This window comes from Janthinobacterium sp. B9-8, assembly GCF_000969645.2.
Taxonomy (GTDB): domain Bacteria; phylum Pseudomonadota; class Gammaproteobacteria; order Burkholderiales; family Chitinibacteraceae; genus Iodobacter.
In genome coordinates this window covers 1,959,123-1,976,875 of the sequence record NZ_CP014222.1, presented here as the reverse complement: position 1 = coordinate 1,976,875, position 17,753 = coordinate 1,959,123, and the positions used below count along the sequence as shown (strand labels likewise).

Annotated in this window: 15 protein-coding genes and 1 pseudogene; 7 read left to right on the top strand and 9 right to left on the bottom strand. The window is 46.3% G+C overall.

The window, feature by feature from the left end; all coding sequences use genetic code 11:
* Positions 1-3: 3 nt before the first annotated feature.
* Both mltB and hrcA read right to left on the bottom strand, forming a co-directional pair.
* A complete protein-coding gene (mltB, locus tag VN23_RS08820; protein WP_046352760.1) occupies positions 4-1,053 on the bottom strand; it encodes a lytic murein transglycosylase B in 1,050 nt (349 codons plus the stop codon).
* Between the two features lie 205 nt (positions 1,054-1,258).
* Positions 1,259-2,272 (bottom strand): heat-inducible transcriptional repressor HrcA, encoded by a 1,014-nt coding sequence (hrcA, locus tag VN23_RS08815; RefSeq protein ID WP_046352761.1) that lies wholly within the window; start codon positions 2,270-2,272, stop codon positions 1,259-1,261.
* 345 nt (positions 2,273-2,617) lie between these two features.
* On the opposite strand from hrcA, the gene VN23_RS08810 reads away from it, so the two are divergent.
* The 7 genes and pseudogenes from VN23_RS08810 to VN23_RS08780 form a co-directional block, all read left to right on the top strand.
* On the top strand, positions 2,618-3,493 hold the full coding sequence (locus VN23_RS08810) for an NAD kinase (RefSeq protein WP_046352762.1): 876 nt from the start codon (positions 2,618-2,620) through the stop codon (positions 3,491-3,493).
* A gap of 428 nt (positions 3,494-3,921) precedes the next feature.
* Positions 3,922-5,577, top strand: a complete 1,656-nt coding sequence (recN, locus tag VN23_RS08805; RefSeq protein ID WP_046352763.1) for a DNA repair protein RecN — start codon at positions 3,922-3,924, stop codon at positions 5,575-5,577.
* A gap of 231 nt (positions 5,578-5,808) precedes the next feature.
* Positions 5,809-6,288, top strand: coding sequence for a tRNA adenosine(34) deaminase TadA (gene tadA / locus VN23_RS08800; RefSeq protein ID WP_197433068.1), 480 nt, complete (start codon positions 5,809-5,811; stop codon positions 6,286-6,288).
* An 80-nt stretch (positions 6,289-6,368) separates the two neighbouring features.
* On the top strand, positions 6,369-7,601 hold the full coding sequence (locus VN23_RS08795; RefSeq protein WP_046352765.1) for a glycoside hydrolase family 18 protein: 1,233 nt from the start codon (positions 6,369-6,371) through the stop codon (positions 7,599-7,601).
* 562 nt (positions 7,602-8,163) lie between these two features.
* On the top strand, positions 8,164-9,972 hold the full coding sequence (locus tag VN23_RS08790) for a M4 family metallopeptidase (protein WP_082752700.1): 1,809 nt from the start codon (positions 8,164-8,166) through the stop codon (positions 9,970-9,972).
* An 82-nt stretch (positions 9,973-10,054) separates the two neighbouring features.
* On the top strand, positions 10,055-11,596 hold the full coding sequence (locus VN23_RS08785) for a M28 family metallopeptidase (protein ID WP_046352766.1): 1,542 nt from the start codon (positions 10,055-10,057) through the stop codon (positions 11,594-11,596).
* A gap of 411 nt (positions 11,597-12,007) precedes the next feature.
* A pseudogene (locus VN23_RS08780) lies at positions 12,008-12,517 on the top strand (phage portal protein); the annotation flags it as partial.
* Positions 12,518-12,743: 226 nt separating this feature from the next.
* Here the strand turns inward: VN23_RS08780 and VN23_RS22435 are convergent.
* The 7 genes from VN23_RS22435 to gspM form a co-directional block, all read right to left on the bottom strand.
* On the bottom strand, positions 12,744-12,896 hold the full coding sequence (locus VN23_RS22435) for an anthrax toxin-like adenylyl cyclase domain-containing protein (RefSeq protein ID WP_197433067.1): 153 nt from the start codon (positions 12,894-12,896) through the stop codon (positions 12,744-12,746).
* 226 nt (positions 12,897-13,122) lie between these two features.
* Positions 13,123-13,707 (bottom strand): hypothetical protein, encoded by a 585-nt coding sequence (locus VN23_RS08775; RefSeq protein WP_052746687.1) that lies wholly within the window; start codon positions 13,705-13,707, stop codon positions 13,123-13,125.
* 609 nt (positions 13,708-14,316) lie between these two features.
* On the bottom strand, positions 14,317-14,994 hold the full coding sequence (locus tag VN23_RS08770; RefSeq protein WP_046352767.1) for a YopT-type cysteine protease domain-containing protein: 678 nt from the start codon (positions 14,992-14,994) through the stop codon (positions 14,317-14,319).
* 297 nt (positions 14,995-15,291) lie between these two features.
* Positions 15,292-15,546, bottom strand: a complete 255-nt coding sequence (locus tag VN23_RS08765; protein WP_046352768.1) for a hypothetical protein — start codon at positions 15,544-15,546, stop codon at positions 15,292-15,294.
* Between the two features lie 615 nt (positions 15,547-16,161).
* Positions 16,162-16,500, bottom strand: a complete 339-nt coding sequence (locus VN23_RS08760; RefSeq protein WP_046352769.1) for a P-II family nitrogen regulator — start codon at positions 16,498-16,500, stop codon at positions 16,162-16,164.
* Between the two features lie 62 nt (positions 16,501-16,562).
* On the bottom strand, positions 16,563-17,282 hold the full coding sequence (gene gspN / locus VN23_RS08755; protein ID WP_052746688.1) for a type II secretion system protein N: 720 nt from the start codon (positions 17,280-17,282) through the stop codon (positions 16,563-16,565).
* Positions 17,279-17,746 (bottom strand): type II secretion system protein GspM, encoded by a 468-nt coding sequence (gene gspM, locus VN23_RS08750; protein ID WP_197433066.1) that lies wholly within the window; start codon positions 17,744-17,746, stop codon positions 17,279-17,281. The genes gspN and gspM overlap by 4 nt, the downstream gene beginning before the upstream one ends.
* Positions 17,747-17,753: the final 7 nt, after the last annotated feature.

The following is a 17,753-nucleotide window of genomic DNA, read 5'->3' as shown; positions in this document are numbered from 1 at the left end:
AATTTAACGCCAAGCGCCCGGTTTTTTGACGGGCTTAGCAGGCTTGTTGGCAGGGGCTTTAGCTGGTTTTAAATCCTCACCTTCCTGATAGCTTTTTAAAATACTTTCAGAAAGCTGCAATACCGCTGTCGCATAGAGCGTGCTTTTGTTGTAACGGGTGATGACATAAAAATTATTAAAGCCTAGATAGTGGCTGGTAAAGCCAGGCTCGGTTTCTAGTGCAAATAAAACCGCTTTTTGCTGGGTATCCAGCTCATTAAGGGGAGCTACGCCTTTTTGCATTAATTCGCCTACCGTGTAATGCAGATTAAATTTATCGGCAAATACATCGCTCATATCGGCGTTGATATTGACGGCAGCGTAGGCTGCCTGGCCTTTTTCCCAGCCGTGTGCTTTTAAGTAATTAGCCACGCTGGCAATGGCGTCGTTAGGGTGGGCCCAGATATCACGATGGCCGTTTTGATCGTAATCCACGGCATATTGGCGAAACGATGAGGGCATAAACTGCGGCCAGCCCATTGCACCTGCGTAAGAGCCTTTAAAGCTCATCGGGTCTTCGTTCTCTTCGCGGGCCAGTAATAAGAATTCGGTTAGTTCTTTTTGAAAAAATTCGGCGCGGCGCGGGTAATCAAAGGCGATGGTGCTCAGCACATCCAGAATATAAAAGCTGCCAGTGTTTTTGCCGTAATTGGTTTCTGCCCCCAAAATAGCTACGATCACTTCCGGCTCTACCCCATAGCGCTCGCTGATTTCTTTGATGGCAATGGCGTGCTCACGCCAGAATTTGGCCCCTGCCAAACTGCGGGCCGGGTTTACAAAATTAACGCGGAATGTATACCAGGGGCGCGCGGTGGAAGGGCGGTCCAAGATATCCAGTACATTGCTTTTATGCGTGGCGCGGCTGAGCGTTTGCACCAGCTCTTCTTCGCTAAACTGATGTGTCGCAGCGGTGGCCTTGATATAAGCCTGTACATCTTCGCGGGCAACTAAGGCTTCGTCGGCGTGCGCCATGCCCATCAGGCTGACTAATAATAGGGGGAGAAGTTTACGCATGGTCTTCGCTTTTCTAATGGTGGTTTGTATTATCCATGAAAGGTTATGCAATCATGAGAGAAGATGTTGTGCTGGGTAGATCGTGTTGAGCAATTTCAGAGTGAATATGGCTTGTGGCTCATAAAAAGCATATCCCTTGAGCCGATTGTGTCTTTGTATCGCTGACAGAGCTAAGGAAGTGAGCCCTTGTCATTTAAATAGGAGTTTATTGAGAAAGTGCCGAAGACAATAGCTGGGCGGTGATGTCAACAATAGGAATCACTCTTTCATAATCCATTCGGGTAGGCCCAATCACCCCCAGTGTGCCAACAATTTCGCCATTTACGCGATAAGGCGCTGTGATTACTGAACAGTCGTCCAGCGGTGCTAGGCCGGATTCGCCGCCGATATAAATCTTTACACCATCTGCGTGATTACCTAAATCCAGCAATTGCAGCAGGGCGGTTTTCTGCTCAAATAAGGCAAACAATTGCCGCATTCTGGCCACATTGGATGATAAATCACCAAAGCCAAGCAGCTGGTGCTCGCCCGCAATCACCATCGAATCGTTATGGCTTGTTAATTCAGCCCCTAGCACGACAGCGGCATTCATCAGGCTGACAATATCGCTCTTTAATCTGACTAATTCGTTTTGCACAATATGGCTTAATGCCGCCAGTGTTTTGCCTGAGCAATATTCATTTAAAAAGTGAGCGGCTTCGCTAAGCTCTTTGCTGCTAAATAGTCGTTCGGTTTGCAAAATACGGTTTTGCACATCGCCATCGCTGGTCACCAGAATCAGCAGCACACGGCGCTCGGATAATTGCATAAATTCGATTTGCTTAAGCAAAAGCTCATGCCGCCGCGGGCTTTGCACTACACCGGCAAACTGGGTGAGTTGCGATAAAATTTGCGAAGCGGCGGCTACGCTGCGTTGCGGGCTGTCTACCGGTAATTGTTCTGCCAGCCCTGTCATAGTGAGTTGATCTAAAGTTTGTACGGTAAGCAAAGAGTCAACAAATAGACGGTAGCCCAAGGCGGTGGGGATGCGGCCCGCCGAGGTATGCGGGCTGGCGACAAAGCCTAGGGCTTCCAAATCAACCATGGTATTTCTGATCGTTGCAGAGCTAATATCCAGCCCGGAAAAATGCTGTAAGGCTTTCGAGCCAACGGGCTGGCCGTCAGCAATGTAGCGCTCGACGAGGGTTTTAAGTAGAATTTGAGAACGATCGTTCAGCATATAGGGCGGTGGTGGTGGACCAAGTTGCGAATCTTACTTCGTTTTACAAGGAGTTTCGCTTGTGAGCAAGCCCCTGCTTTCAAAAATGCCGGGCAGTTTCTTAGGTTTTAAAGTAGATCAGCACTGCCGGTTATTTCACTGCTGCTTGCTTGGAGCCGCCTTATTTACCCCCCGCAATATATCTGTGTAGCACACCGTGCATTGCCTCTGTTTAAGTCAGGCTTGGCCAGTGCGGGGAGCGTTTGGAGCCAGAAGGGAATCTTCCGGCTAGGCGCAGGCCCCAAGAATGCAATAACATAACTGACTACGGGTGTTATTTATTAAAAAATCGGGTCTAATGAGCTTATGCATAGTCTACTGTTCAAAACCGTCGCTGTTGTAGGGCGTGCTGGCACGCCTAATCTGGACGAGCCTATACGCCGCCTTGCCTCGCTGTTAACCACTGCTGGCGTTAAAGTTTTACTTGATCAAGCCACTGCGGAAGAACACGGCATTACCGAGCATCAGGATGTAAGCCGCGATAATATCGGCAAAGTGGCGGATTTAGTCATTGTACTGGGGGGGGATGGCACCATGCTGGGCGTGGCGCGTTTGCTTGCCCCCTATCGCATTCCACTGGTAGGGATTAATCAGGGCCGTCTGGGCTTTATGACTGATATCTCGGTCGATGAAATGGATGAGCTAGTGATTGCCATGCTGCACGGTGAATTTATCCCCGAAGAGCGCATCCTGCTTGAAACCACCGTGGTGCGTGATGGTCATGAAATTGACAACGCCTTAGCGTTTAATGATGTGGTGTTTAGCCGGGGTAATACCGGTGCCATGATCGAATTTGAAATCTTCATTGATGGCCGCTTTGTATATAGTCAGCGTTCGGATGGCTTGATTATTTCAACCCCAACCGGTTCCACAGCTTACGCGCTAGCATCCGGTGGGCCGATTTTGCATCCTAGCCTGCCTGCGATTGCACTGGTACCAATTTGCCCGCAATCGCTATCGAATCGCCCGATTGTGGTGAACGATACCTGTGCGGTGGAATTTTTGCTGACCCGCGCTCAAGATGCACGGGTGTATTACGACAATCAGTCGCACTGTGATTTACAAGAAAAAGATCGTGTATTGATTAGCCGCTACCGCAATACCTTAAGAGTATTGCACCCGAATAGTTACCACTACTACGACACCCTGCGCGAAAAACTACGCTGGGGTGAGCGTTTGTAATTGTAGTGGCATAACAAGGCTTAGTTCTGTAGATACAGAGATAAAGAGAGCACACTGAGAAAAACAAGATGAGTCTGTCGCGAATATTGTGATGATGTTCAGTGTGGTAGTGCAGGGTGAATAGCCATACTTAAAGATATTTCAGCCTAAAATTGAGGGAGCAAAATCTCGAACCACAGAGAACACAGAGTGCACAGAGTTTCACAGAGGAAACGATAAATTTGATGGTTTTCTCCGTGTTCTCTGTGTCCTCGTTTTACTCTGTGGTTCAAGGTGTAGCTCACTATCAAAGCTAACTGAAGCAACTTCATAACTCTGTGTTCTTCGTGCTCTCATTCATCTCCGTGTCTACAGAACTTTAGCTTTTAATCATTTCACTGATTTTTAAAATCTCTGTGGCAACCGTAACCAAGGTGTAAAAAAGCGCCATGCTGCTTTCTATCTCGCTTAAATCCTTTGTCATCGTGCAAGAGCTGTCTCTCGACTTTCGCTCGGGCCTCACCACCTTAACGGGTGAAACAGGGGCTGGTAAATCAATCGTGATTGACGCGCTAGGTTTGCTACTGGGTGGGCGGGCAGAAAGCGCGGTGGTGCGCCACGGTGCCGAAAAGGCCGATTTGCAAGCACGGTTTGCTCCGCCCAAAAATGCGCGGGCCTGGCTGGAAGAAGAAGCTTTGCTGGGGGACGAGCCTGAAGAATTACTGATTCGCCGCAGCATCGACAGCAATGGCAAATCCCGTGCGTGGATTAATGGCATTGCAGCAACGCTGACGCAGCTTAAAACGCTGGGCGAGCAGTTGGTGGATATCCATGGACAGCATGCGCCGCAATCCTTGCTGCGTTCTGAAGTGCAGCGCGAATTAGTCGATGGCTATGCAGAAAGCACGGGCCTCGCAAAAGATGTGGCTGGTTTATTTAAAGATTGGAAAAACGTCGTTGATGAGCTGGCGATTGCCGAAAATAACGCCGAAGCTTTTGATGCTGAGCGTGAACGCCTGCAATGGCAGGTGGATGAAGTGTCTGCCTTGCAATTTACCGCAGCAGAATGGCCGGAGCTGCAAGCCGAGCATAAGCGCCTGCACCACGCCGCCAGCCTAATCGAAGGCGTGCAAAGTGGCTTGTTGATGTTGGCCGATGGCGATGAAAACTGCCAGTCATGGCTGGGATCGGTGGCGGGACGCTTATCTGTCTTGGCCGATTTTGACGCAGGTATCTCAGAAACGCTGGAGCTATTGGCCAGTGCCGAAGCGCAAATGAGCGAGGCCGTGTACGCGCTGCGCCGTTATAGCGATCACCTAGAGCTAGATCCTGCGCGCCTCGCTGATGTAGAAAGCCGCTTAGATGCCATCTTTCGCATGGCGCGTAAATATCGGGTAGAGCCTGCTGAGCTGCCAGAAAAACTAGCAACTTGGCAAAATCGCCTAGCCGAATTAGGCGGCAGTGCAGGCTTGGATGCTGTGCGCCGCCGCGCTCAAAAATTAGAAGCAGATTATCGCAAAGCGGCCAAGCAACTATCCGCCAGTCGCAAGGCCGCCGCAGATAAGCTCTCTAAAATGGTGACTAAAGAATTGCAATTGCTGGCCTTGGTGGGCAGCCGTTTTGAAATTGCCCTGCACGCACATGAAGCCCCCGCCAGCTTTGGTTTGGAAACAGTAGAGTTTATGGTGGCTAATCACCCGACGACTCCGGCCAGAGCGATGGCCAAGGTGGCGTCGGGTGGTGAGCTATCCCGTATCAGCCTTGCCCTGCAAGTGATTACCAGCCAGGTTGCCAATGTGCCTACGCTGATTTTTGACGAGGTGGATGTGGGTATCGGTGGCCGAGTGGCCGAGATTGTCGGCCGCATGCTGGCGGACCTAGGCGCGGCGCGGCAGGTGTTGTGTATTACCCACTTACCCCAAGTCGCCGCCTGTGGTTTTCAACAGCTGCAAGTAAGCAAAACACAATCGAAATCCGGCGTGTTAAGCACCATCCGCATGCTGAGTGTGGAAGAGCGCATTGAAGAAATCGCCCGTATGCTGGGCGGCGTGGAAATCACTGGTACCACACGCCAACACGCGGCAGAAATGCTGGGTGTGGCTTAAAAAATCACAAAGAATCTGTAGACACAGAGCGCAGGGAGAACACAGAGCACACCGAGAAAACAATACCTCCTTTATTACAGTGGGACGCACGCGAGACCATGATGCTGGGCGGAAAAATTGAGCAAGAGACATAATCAGGGCTGTTAGCCGTGTGATTTCTCAAGGTTTTTCTTTGTGTGCTGCTTGTTACCTCTGTGTCTACAGAACTTTTTTTGATTAAGTTGTATGTTGATGAATGATTTAGATTTTATGCAGCAGGCCTTGATTGAGGCTGAACGGGCTAAAGAGCTGGGCGAGGTGCCGGTTGGGGCGATTGTGGTGTATCGGGGCGAGATTATTGGCCGTGGTTGCAATCAGCCTATTTTGCGTCACGATCCGAGTGCCCACGCTGAAATGATGGCGATCAGGCAGGCGGCGCGTCATTTGGGTAACTATCGCCTGCCCGAGTGCGAGCTGTATGTCACGCTAGAGCCTTGCATTATGTGTGCCGGGGCGATTATGCATGCACGGATTGCCCGAGTGGTTTATGCCGCGACAGATCCTAAAACGGGAGCTGCGGGCAGCGTCATTAACCCCTTTGCTGATTGCCGTTTGAATCATCAAACGCAGCTGGTGCAAGGCGTAATGAGTGAGGAATCGTCCAATTTATTGAAAGCTTTTTTCCGTGAAAGGCGGCAGGCCGAAAAAGACAGGAAGAAAACTGTCGTATAAATTTCACTAATTTGTGAAATATTTACACTGAAGTAAATAAAGTCGTAAACTGGCCCCTCACTCTTGATCGGGATGTGGGGATGAAAAAAATACTAATCGCCTTCGCCGCAGCTTCACTACTTGGCGCATGTGCTTCAACACCTTCAAAAAATACGGTTGTTTCTGTAGAGCCTGCTATTCCAACTGTTAAATCACATGATAAACAGGTTGTGGCTTATATCCGCACCTGGCCGATTGGCTCTACACCTAAAGATATGGATATGGGTCGCCGTTGGCGAGCCAGTGATATTCAAGGCAATCAGCTCACCACTTTGAATTTAAGCTTTGGTTTAATTCGTAATGGCACCGAGGTTTATATTAAAGATTTAGAGCCGCAGCCTAATTCGGATAAAACCGCCACCATCGCCCCATTTGCAAATATGTGGGATGAGGTGGCTAAATTGCAAAGCCAATATCCACATTTAAAAGTGAATGTGTCGATTGGAGGCTGGGGCGCTGATGGCTTCTCACAAATGGCTAGAACGCCAGAAACTCGCAAGCAGTTTATTGCGAACGTTATTAAGTTAATTGATGAGCATAAACTAGCAGGGATTGATTACGATTGGGAATACCCCGTTGGCCCGGATTGGTTGCCGATTGCAAAAGACCCAAGCGATAAAGAAAACTATCCCAAGCTTTTAGAAGAAACCAAAGCCGCTTTAAATCAATATGGTGCAAAAACGGGTAAGCAATATCAATTATCGGTAGCCGTGCCTGCTGCTGCTTGGTTTTTACAAAATATTGATGTGATTCGTGTGGCTAAATCGGTCGATTATATGAAAGTCATGGCTTATGACTTTGCCGGGTCCTGGAGTAAAAAAACTAGCCACCATACTAATCTATATCAAAATAAAGCAGATCCTGAAGGCGGTGGCTGGAGCGCTGATCAGGCTATGAGTTTATATTTGAATGCAGGTGTTAAACCAGAGAAACTGCTAATGGGTAGTGCTTTCTATGGGCGCGCATGGCAAGGGGTAGCCAGCACCAATAATGGCTTATTTAATGCTTATAAAAAAGCCGCTTATGATGACGGCATTACCTGGCAAGATATCAAGGCTTTAAAGGCCAAGGGTGCGACGCGTTATTGGGATCCAGTTGCCAAAGCGCCCTGGCTATTTGATGGTGACTTGATGGTGACTTACGAAGATCAGGAAAGCCTGAAATACAAAGCGCAGTATATTAAGAGCAAGCAGCTTGGCGGTATTATGGTTTGGGAGTATGGCCATGATATGGATAGTGAGTTACCCCGAGTGATTAACCAATCGCTAATGTAATATGTAATGGGAAATAAAAAAGGCCACTTTCTAGTGGCCTTTTTTATTTCCGCGCATCGCTGTTCTAGATTGTTTTTTTGTGGCTCTATTTGCAACTTTGTTGCTAATAACCGAGTGTGATATTTAAATAATTTATTAGCACAATTTGCGAGTTGTTTTAAACAGGATTGAATAGCGATAGCTGGTTTTTATAAGTCGTGCTTTATTGGTGTATTCCCTAATATTTAAGCCGGATTGAATCATGTTTTTTTTGAAAGGTCTGGCATTTTATTGCGTCATCTATACGAAATTAATAAGGGTTTTAAAAAAAAACATCAAATTAAAAAAAATTCTTGATGTTGGTCAAACTTTTTTCTAATGTTTAATAACAAAGTCGCAGCTTAAATAAGCGGCTAGTAATTTATAAATCTATGGGGCGCATTTATCCAGCGTTGACTTAATCCGAATTGCTATTACGCAGTTAAGCACTGCTAATTAGCTTGTCTGTGCCTGTCATTTATCCTCGGCAGATACCGGCGTTCATTGGGGTATACCCCGCTAAACTTAAAAAGGGTCGCAAATAATGAAGCAAGCATTAAATCATGTAGCACGTCCTCTGCTGATGGTCGTTTTATTGGGTGGAGCTTTCAATGCCATGGCTGCTGAACGCGTGGATTTAGAAAACTATGTACCATCAGCCGGGCTGACAACAAGTTCGCTCGCTAACGATGGTGTGCATGGCTTGTTGGGTTTAAAGGCCGATGAGTTGCAAACTGCGCGTAGCCAAACCTACGCAGATGGCAAGGTGGTGACTCGCTATCAACAGTTTCACCAAGGTGTACCGGTATGGGGTGAAGGCATCGTTGAAAGCCGTAATGCAGGTCAGGCTCAGTTATCTGGTGCCATGCTGCGTGATTTAACTAATGATTTGCCAAGCGCTAAGCCTACTTATTCGCAAGCACAGATTTTAGAGTTGGCAAAAACACAGGCTCGTGCGTTTAAAACCGAGAATGATCAGGCCAAACTCTACGTTACGCTGGGCGCAAATAATGTGGCACAGCTGATTTATGTGGTGTCTTTTGTGGCAAGCAATAGCAAAAAGCCAAGCCGCCCGCATTTTATTCTTGATGCCAATACCGGTGTGGTGCTGGATCGTTGGGAAGGGATGGCACATAAAGACGCAACTGGCCCTGGTGGCAATACAAAAACAGGGCAGTATGAATACGGTACTAAATATGGTCCGCTGGTCGTGACCGACGATTGCAAAATGAATAGCGGCAATGTGATTACGGTTGATTTGAAAAACGGCACGTCAGGCACAGCACCTTATCAGTTTACTTGCCCACGCAATACTTATAAGGCAGCTAATGGCGCATTCTCGCCGCTGAATGACGCGCATTACTTCGGTAATGTGGTTTTCAATATGTATAAAGACTGGTTTGCTCTGCGTCCGATTACTCAAACGCTTTACATGAAAGTGCACTATGGCAACAAGTATGAAAATGCATTCTGGGATGGCTCGGCCATGCATTTTGGTGATGGTGCAAATACTTTCTATCCGCTGGTATCCTTGGATGTATCCGCTCACGAAGTAAGCCACGGCTTTACCGAGCAAAACTCAGGCCTGGTTTATTCCAAGATGTCGGGCGGGATGAACGAAGCGTTCTCTGATATGGCAGGTGAAGCCGCTGAATACTATATGAAGTCTAATAATGACTTCCAGGTAGGGGCGGAAATCTTTAAAGCCAACGGGGCTTTACGCTATATGGACGATCCAACGAAAGATGGTCGCTCTATTGCACATGCCAGCCAATATAACGATAGCATCGATGTTCACTTGACTAGCGGTGTATACAACAAAGCCTTCTACTTGCTGTCTACCAAGGCAGGCTGGAATACACGTAAAGCTTTTGAAGTGATGGTGGATGCGAACCGCTTACATTGGACAGCCAATAGCACCTTCGATCAAGGCGCTTGCGGTGTGGAAAAAGCAGCATTGAGCCGTGGTTATGTGGTTGCTGATGTGACCTCTGCTTTTGAAGCTGTGGGCGTAAGCTGCGCTGTTAAGCCACCACTTCCAGGTAAAGTGCTGGTTAAAGGCGTGCCAGTTACAGGCTTGAGCTTGGCAAAAAATGCAACAGTGGCTTACACCATTGTGATCCCTACCGGTGCTAAAAACCTCACCTTTAAAACATCGGGTGGCACAGGGGATGCTGATATCTACGCTAAATTTGGCGTAGCGCCAACCACTTCGGTCTATGACGCTAAATCTGATGGCACCACTAATACCGAAACCATCACCATCGCAGCACCCAAAGCTGGTACTTACCATCTGCTGCTAAAAGCTTATGCCGCATTTAGCGGTGCAACGCTGGTTGCAAATCATCAGTAATTAAGTTGTTCCTAGCCCCGCTCCGAATGTGAGTGGGGCTTTTTTTTTGGGATTTATAATCTAATTACCAAGGATTTTACACATGAATTACAAAATTCTGGCTGCATTGCTATGCAGCAGCATGATTGCCACGTCTGCTGTTGAAGCGGCACCTAAAAAAGTCTGGATTACTTTAGGGGATGCCGCTTATTTACAGCTGCAAAAATTAGCGCCTAAAACCATTGCAAAAGAGAGCAAAAGCATCCTGCCACAAGAGGGTCTGCTGGCCATGGAGCGCGTACATTTGGTTGAGGTGGACGAGCACCAATTGCTTGGTTTGTCAGAGGCTGTGCACCACGAGCTAAAGCGCTGCGGTGGCTTTATGTTCCACGCCAGCGAAGCGGCCGGGCGTCAGGCGCTGCAGCCGACTGCCTCGCTGTTGGCCGCGATAAGGCCTTCGTATACGCTGGATAATCAAAGCGTGGTGAATGCCTTGCTGCCACAAATGCAAGACAGCAACATTGCGCAAACGATTGTTGATTTATCTGCCTTTACTAATCGCTATTACACTTCCACATCCGGTGTGAACGCCTCTAACTGGATCAAAACGCGCTGGCAACAAATGGCAGCAGGGCGAAGCGATATTACCGTTGAACAATTTACCCATGCCGCCTGGGCGCAAAAATCGGTGATCTTAACGATTAAAGGCACAGATAATTCAGGGGAGGTCGTGGTATTGGGCGGCCATCTTGATTCAATCAGCAATCAAGGTACGGGCGAGGGCATGCGCGCACCGGGGGCCGATGATGATGCGTCCGGTATCGCAAGCATGACCGAGGTATTGCGGGTGATGGTGGCAGGCGGCTACAAGCCTCGCCGTACGCTTAAATTAATGGGCTATGCGGCAGAAGAAGTGGGCCTGCGCGGCTCGCAAGAAATTGCCAAAAGCTTTAAAGCGGCTAATACCAATGTAGTGGGTGTGATGCAGCTGGATATGACCAACTACAAAGGCTCGGATAAAGATATCTACCTTTACACCGATTATACCGATAACGCGCAAAACCAGTTTGTAGCTAATCTGCTTACATCCTATTTGCCGGCGATTAAAATTGGTTACGATAAATGCGGCTATGCCTGCTCGGATCATGCATCGTGGAGCGGGCAGGGTTATTTTGCCTCTATGCCGTTTGAATCTTCGTTTAGCCAAGACAATCCGTATATCCATACCGCGAATGATACCTACGCCAATAGCGGCAATCAGGCTCAGCATGCCCTGAAGTTTTCTAAAATGGCGCTGGCCTTTATGGTGGAATTGGGAAGCGATGGCCCAGTTACCCCTGGCCCTGCGGATAAAGTAGAAAACTTTTCCGGCAAACTGGCTTTAGGGCAAAAACAAAGCTTTGGCCCGTTTAAAGTAGGGGCAGGTGGCAAGATTAGCGCTGCGTTGAGTGGCACAGGCGATGCAGATCTATACCTTAGAAAAGGCAGCGCCCCAACGACCAGCACTTTTGATTGCAAATCAGACGGCCCGAATAGCACAGAAAAGTGTGAGCTAAGCCTAGCAGCAAATGGCGATGCTTACCTGCTGCTTAACGGCTATTCCGCAGCAGATTACACCTTGAAAGTAACGTACCGGCCGCAATAGCCCTAGTCATCCTTGCAATAAAGCCGTGCAGCTTGCACGGCTTTATTTTTTTGTCTGGATTTTGTATTAGAAGTGGTGTGGTGGTATAGGAAAGATTAAGTATGTAAGCCGAAGGCGAGCAGCTAAGTGTTTATGGTGTACAGGTGTAGCTGGTAGGTGTTAAGCCTAGCAATATCGATGGCATTGGCAATGTAGAAAAAGCTGCAGCGGTGCTTGTTTGAAAAAGGAAAAAGTAATGGGGTTAGGTCTTACATTTTGCATCAGATAAAATTTATAGTGGTTTGCAAAGCAGGTTAATTTGTCAAATGCAAAACCTGACCCTAGAGATTAGGAGATTAGAAAGAAGAGCAATATTTTCAGATCCTTGATTACTCCAATGAGTACGAGTTCAAGAAAGGCTCTGTATTCCAGTTATTAGAGCCAGATATTAATCAGGAGATTTACGGTCTGCCCGAATACCTGTCGGTGCTTAATTCAACATGGCTGAATGAATTGGCCACGCTATTTCGCCGCCGCTACTTTGCCAACGGTAGCCACGCTGGTTTTATTCTGTACATGACCGACGCCGCGCAAAGTTATATCGATGATCTGCGCACCGCATTACAAGGCAGCAAAGGCCCAGGGGATTTTAAAAACTTAATGGTGTACGCGCCTGGCGGTAAGAAAGACGGTATGCAGATCTTGCATATCTTTGAAGTGGCGGCCAAGGATGACTTCTGGAATATAAAGAACGTAACCCGCGACGATCAACTCAGCGCCCATCGCGTACCGGCACAGCTGATGCGTATCATCCCCAACAACACTGGCGGCTTGGGTGACGTAGAGAAGAACGAGATTGAGCCATTACAGGAACGGATGAAGGAGCTGAATGATTGGCTGGGGGTGGAGGTGATACGTTTCAATCCTTACGTGCCGTCGTAAAAAAATACAAGCAAGCAGCAAACCCGCAACCTAGGGCTTTTTTGCATGCATTTTGGGTGATATCTGCCCTCAGCACCCAGCGCGCGCCCTCGTGACCCCGCCACGCCTGTCCACTTAACACACTATTTTATGCACCTGTATGAGCATGGCTCAAGCCCCGGCAAATATTGCCCAAAACGGTAAAAAATGTCCGTATAAAAGTTTGCATCATTTGCGTATTGCTTGCCTACCCTTGCAGGGGCCGTAATAGCCTCTCTATCAAGGGGGATTGCGTAATTTTACTTCTTCCTATGATTATTTTGAGGGAGGATTGCCGTCCCCACGTTGAACTTTTTCCTTTGATATGAAAACCCTTGGTGGGGTGATTTTTATCGATCAACTTTATCCCGCACTGGAATGATAAGCTGATGAGAACTAATTTTTTTTATTCCCCTAATTTAAACTCCAAAAAGACATCTTAAATATATTTTCAACAATACAAGTAAATACATATAATTAATTTAACATATTAAAAAATGCAATTAAAAGTGTGTTAAAAAATCAAGCATTTCATTGGTACGCCCCCTGTCAGGAAAGGCGTCCTGAACTGATTACAGTTTCCAAATTTAATTCAGATCGGTCAGTGAAGATGCCGGAGTAAAAGAAACGCTCCAGTTATTTGATGCAATTACTCTATTTATTGCAGCAATTGAACTGGGGTTCATTTCATAATGTGTAATACCTGATCCCGATACTAGTGACATAGAATTAGACCCACATTCATCAAGGATTTCCTTGTCAATTGTCATAGAATTTGTGTGATAATATTCAACACTACCATTATCACTGGCCTTTAAATATGCCGTATGACACAAGACTCCGTCTTGCTTGATAAAATTAAGAAACCCACTCTGTTTTTGATCCACAACTAAACTGCTATTTATGTTGTTCTCTCCAATTTCCATAATATCTCTATATCGTTGTGAATAGTTATTTTCCAGCGATTTATATAATTCAGACTTTGTTTCTTTCCCTATTTTACCATCAAACATGGCAATCTCTATTGCTGTATGATGACATGCGGATTTTGAAATGCAGTGGTTTTTAATAATGGCAGAGTGTATTTTTTTGTCCAGCCCATCAACGGAAATTTCTTTTTCATTTTCTTTGCGGTTATTAATGGATGGAAAGCACGCTGAAAATATTTTCATTTAAATAAATTCCTATTTAATTAAAGGCAAGTGCCTTAAGTTACCCAATCTTCAGATTGAAATTCCCATAAATATTTACAAAGGATAGAAAGCCCTTCATAATTTTTTACTCACCCTGAATTTCATTAGCCATATAAAGTTTATATATTAACCCCAAACAGAACTGTGCTCTTTCAAAAAACGATGATCCACTGTAAATCAGTCGCTCCCTAAACTAAACTCGGAGCTCCATTGGTAATCCCCCCCCGACAAAAACAGTTCATTTTTAAGTGGAATTTTCTCGCAGTCTTTGATGAGTTCTACATGAAAGCAGTACGTTATTTCGACTGCCAGATTATGGCGATTTTAGGAGTAACGTTAGGAGTAACGGGGTCAGGTCTTACATTTTACATAAGATAAAATTTACAGTGATTTGTAAAGCAGCTTAAATTGAGTAATTCATGTCAAATGTAAGGGCAGACCCTATAGTTTTTAAAATCTTGCATAATTTGCGGATTTTTTGCTGATTGTTACAGAGTGCACAATCCTCACTATCAAAGGGGATTGCGTAATTCTACTTCTACCTATGATTATTTTGAGGGAGGATTACCTGCGGGCTTTCTGAGGCTTTCAACTCAACTGATTAGGCTTGGCAGTTTCTGCTAAGCTATTAGCTTGACTATCAATACTGGAATAGGGCTCATATATATTGACACTCAAATGGGAGAAAGAAGAGTAGTGCTTATTAAAAACATTACTCATCCAGTTTTCGAATTCGGTAGAGGAGTTGAATGACACTTCACCAAAGTTAGGGTCCATAAACTTTATATAGCCTTCATTATCCTTAGTGCAAGCGACGGCATGTCCCGGTTTAGTGGGGTTATGCAGATAACACATGTTAACGCTGCCTTTGTCGTCGTTGAGCGTCATGCTCATTGCATCCGACAGTCCCTGTGGGCAAAAATTGTCAGGCGTCAGGTTTAGCGTTCCAACATGATTAAGATGGAGTTTTAACTCTTTCTGCATGCGTTCCTGCATTTCTACCGGAGCAAGTGCAGAGTAATCGTGATCCAGATACTGAGACACCACCTCCCACTTTGAGGATGAATCAGCAAGCCAAGAAAAGAAGTCTTTTCCCTCTATGCTTTTAAGAAGGTATTTCGCGGACATGGCCATGCAGACGCCACTGTCAGTGACATCTGTTCTCACTCCATAGATATCGTAAACGCTCTTGGTTATCTCAGATTGTTTGTAATTAACTTCGATACATCCGAATTTATTTGCGCTGTTGTTGATAGCATCAAGCATAGATTGACCTCAAAAATATCAGATCGTGCCATGAAAAATGCCATGTTCCTTTCAAAAAACGGTAATCGCCCTGTTTTTAAGTTCACTTAAAAGTAGAGGTTAGGCGTGTAATGCCAGTTTTTGTCTTGGGGTGATGCCGCCCAGTTCTATGTGTGGGCACTCGTTATTGTAAGTCCAAAGACATTGCGTTGCGGTTTCTTGTGACGTAATTGGGGTCAGAGCAAACTTAAATCTTGCTATATTTCATAGCTTCATAACCGAAGCAAGCATATTTAACTTTATTCTGACCCTGGTTATTTAGTCAAAAGGGAAAAAATAGCTTTTTTTAAAGCTATTAGAGGGTGTAGCAATAATGGGTTGTGTATGTTTGTGTAAAATACAAGGCCCTACCGTAACCCTGTTTTTTCTAGCCATTGACCCTTCTGAGCGCATGGCCCCCACATCGAAGATAATATCTACATTAAATACCCCCTCTTCTTTTATTTCATCACTTAAAAAACCTTTTGTAGTAAAGCCATGTATCTCTTTATCAACCACCAAGTCAGCAGTCATTGGGCAGGATGATATACAACTAGCTTAAAAATAATCCTTTTCACCATTTTTATTTATATAAATATGCTTAATTTAAAAGTTCATTTCTGTTTTAAGTATTGAAATTTTTATTGCTTTTGATGTTGCAATGATTCCATTTTTTTGAGTGACATTAATATGTCTAACTCGCATTTCATGGACAAATTCATAATCCAAGCTAGAAATAGAAAAATCATCTTTATATGAATGAGCTTCTTTCGTAGAGATAATGCGCTGATCCTGATTAATAAGCCGCGGCGAAAGAGGCGAGCAGATCAAGGGCCATGAGAAACCAAGGGCTTGCAGGAAGGTCTCTATATTGCACGAGGCTTTATTCTTGCAGATGCAGTCTTTATAAAAGGCAGTGGGTAATTATAAACAAAATCAGATTTCATAAGGTGTCTGCCTTATCTTTGCTGGTTTTTCTGTTGTGTTGGTCTTTTTGTGTGGTTTTGAGCCAAAGGTTATTTTGATACGCTATTTTTACCCAATAAAAATGCGACCTTTCGAGTCGCATTTTTATATTTAACAAAACAACTGTTGTGTTGTTTCTGAATAATTAATTGGCGAGGGAGGCCTCGTTTCATGCTGGGATTATTAAATCGCTTGCTCGTTAATCTCACCCGTGCGAATCCGCACTACATATTCAACAGGGGTGACAAAGATTTTGCCGTCGCCAATCTTGCCGGTATTGGCGGCTTTAATAATGGCTTCGATAGCTGTTTCTACTTTGCTGTCTTCAAGCACCACTTCGATCTTGGCTTTGGGCAGAAAATCGACCACATATTCTGCGCCACGGTATAGCTCGGTATGGCCTTTCTGGCGGCCAAATCCTTTGACTTCTGTGACTGTCAGGCCGGAAATACCGAGTTCTGATAGAGCTTCACGCACTTCGTCGAGCTTGAAAGGTTTGATGATTGCTTCGATTTTTTTCATTATTTTTCCTTGCCAATAAGTAAATCGCTGCAGGCGATTTGCTGGAGTATAGAGCGGGCGGCTTAGCTGCCAAGCTTGAGTTCACGCTGATCGCCGTTTAACGGCATGCGATCCAGTAAAGGGGCAAACAGGTTTTCTTTGCCGCTGGCTGGCTTGAGTAGTAAAGCGCCTTGCGGGCCGTGCTTGGGGTCAATCTTGCCTTGACCGTTAATTGCTAAAGCGCCACCGCCTTGCGGAACGATAGCCCAGTCTAAATTGGGCTGCAATTTGATTAAGTAGCTGCCAAAAGGGTTGGCTTGGGGCGTTACCAGTGAGCTGGCATTTTGCCAGGCTAGCTTGATTTCGCTTGATTGCTGAGCCGCAATTTTGTCTGCCTCAAGCTCAAGCTGGCCACCTAGCTGAAAAGGAGCGAGCTTCTTGTCTAAGGCAAATAAAGGCGCGGCGGGCAGGGTGAGCTTAATCGCTTCAAACCGGGAGCCACCTAAGCCAAGTGCTAAGCGTGCGTTGCCTGCCTGGCTGCCGTAGCGGGTATCAAGTTGCCAGACTAATTGTCCCTTGAATAATTTGACCGGTTGCCACTGCCATCGGACTTCATCCAGCAACTGCTGGCCATTGATACCCAGCGGGGTAAGCCGCCCTGACCAGATGGTGCCGCTCACGCCACCAAGTTGGATAGGAGGGGGGACAAACTTCAAAGCAAATGAAGCGGGAAATTGCAAAATTAAAAACAGAAGCAAAAGGGGGATAAGGAATTTGCTGCGGCGATAAAGATATTGCTTCATTGGCGCTCCACGATTGCGCTTAATTGCACTAAGCCGTTGTGTGCCGGGCCGCTGACTTGCAAGCTGCTGATGCGCGAGCCGGTTTCACTGCGCAGGGCGGCAAGCAGGGGTAGGGCATCGGCAAAGCGGATTTGGGCAATTTTAATTTGTAGTTTATCGGCAGAAAGTACCTGGATATCCGCAGTGGCATTTTTAGCATCTAAGCTGGCTTGCACTGCCGCGCGTAAATCACCGTTGCGGCTTGGGCCTGCGGGGCTGGATTTAAGCTGCGCCAATTGTCTTTGTAGCTCGGTTAGCTGCAACTGCATTTGCGGCACTTGCTTGCCCAATTGGGCGCGTGATGTGCTGATGGGCTGCCAAATGCCTGCATAGAGGATGGCAAAAGCCACAAAACTGCCGCATACGCTTAAATAGAGGTGCTCGCGCGGGTTTCTTTGTTGCCAGAATTCTTTTAATTTATTCATGCTTGTG